The sequence below is a fragment of the Pseudomonas typographi genome, assembly GCF_014694385.1.
GTDB lineage: Bacteria > Pseudomonadota > Gammaproteobacteria > Pseudomonadales > Pseudomonadaceae > Aquipseudomonas > Aquipseudomonas typographi.
On record NZ_JAAOCA010000093.1, the window covers coordinates 1 to 1,133 of the forward strand.

The following is a 1,133-nucleotide window of genomic DNA, read 5'->3' on the forward strand; positions in this document are numbered from 1 at the left end:
TCAGCCAATGCATCGGCCTTCTCCTTGGTTCGTTTGGTATCGAGGTCGGCCAGCGCCTGTTCGGCCTGCTGCTGCTTCTCCAGCGCGGTGCGGGATTGTGCGGCGGCGGCGTTGGCGATGGTAGTGAGGTCGGACTGATGCGCGGCATCCTGGGCGGCGAGCTTCGCCTTGTAGGCATTGGCCTGCCAGAGCCACGCCGCGGCGAAGCCCAGGGCGCAGGCCAGCAGCAGCGCGCCGCCATAGCCCAGCCACTTCAACTGGGTTTCGGTCATGCCAGCACCTTCAGCGATTGGTCATAGAGCGCCAGGCGGTCATCCTGGCCGTTCAGCCCGCCGTTTATGCGCCGGGTAATGGCCTCGAAGTCGCCGGCATCGGCCAGTTCGTTGAGGCGGTGAGTCGACCAGTACCAGCCGGCGGACATGGCGGCCCAGATCGGCTGCTCGAGCAACTGCGGCTGGTTCAGCAAGCGGTCATCGCGGAACAGGGCCAGGCTGCAGGCCAGGTAGTTGGATCGGCCAGTAATCTGGATCAGGCCCCTGCCCCGGTACATTTGCCCATCGCCATCCGCCTCTGGCGTATTACCCAGGCGCTTGGCCAGGGCGCCGGTGTCGTACTTCGACAGGTACGCATCACCACCCAACTCCCTCACGTACCGAAGCTGGCCCGACTCATGGCCGACCTGGGCGAGGAACGCGCCGACGCGCTGAGGTGTGTTGATGCCGTAGTAGGCCATGGTCGAATTAAGGGGCGCCACGAACTCGGCGGCCCGGGCCCCGGCCTTGGGCATGATCTGGAGCAACTGCTCTTCGGTGATCTGCATGGTTTTCTCCAGGCAAAAAAAATCCCGCTCGATGGCGGGTTTCGGTGTTGCGAGGTGGTGTCAGGCGGTGCCGTAGTGGCTTGCGCCGCCCAGGCGCACACCGGCGTAGAAGATCCATGCGCGCCACCGGGCGGTGCCGTCGCCGGTTGTGAGGGCGCGGTAGAAGATGGCGTCGCACTCGGCCCGGGTGAATGCGCCTTGGCCATAAAGCTGGTCGTGCAGAATCGCCGGGCGCATGCCGTAGCCGGCGCAGATGCCATACAGCGCCAGAGCGCCCACGGCGATGATCCAGAGCAGCGGCGCCAGCCAGGAG

Annotated in this window: 2 protein-coding genes and 1 pseudogene; all 3 read right to left on the reverse strand. The window is 65.7% G+C overall.

What is annotated here, in order from left to right; genetic code table 11:
- Positions 1–272: pseudogene (locus HAQ05_RS27765) on the reverse strand (lysis protein); the annotation flags it as partial.
- Positions 269–820, reverse strand: coding sequence for a glycoside hydrolase family 19 protein (locus HAQ05_RS27770; RefSeq protein ID WP_190427571.1), 552 nt, complete (start codon positions 818–820; stop codon positions 269–271). The gene HAQ05_RS27770 and the pseudogene HAQ05_RS27765, both read right to left, overlap by 4 nt.
- Positions 821–880: 60 nt before the next feature.
- Positions 881–1,133, reverse strand: a 253-nt coding sequence (locus HAQ05_RS27775; protein ID WP_190427574.1) for a DUF1353 domain-containing protein, incomplete at its 5' end; no start/stop codon positions are given.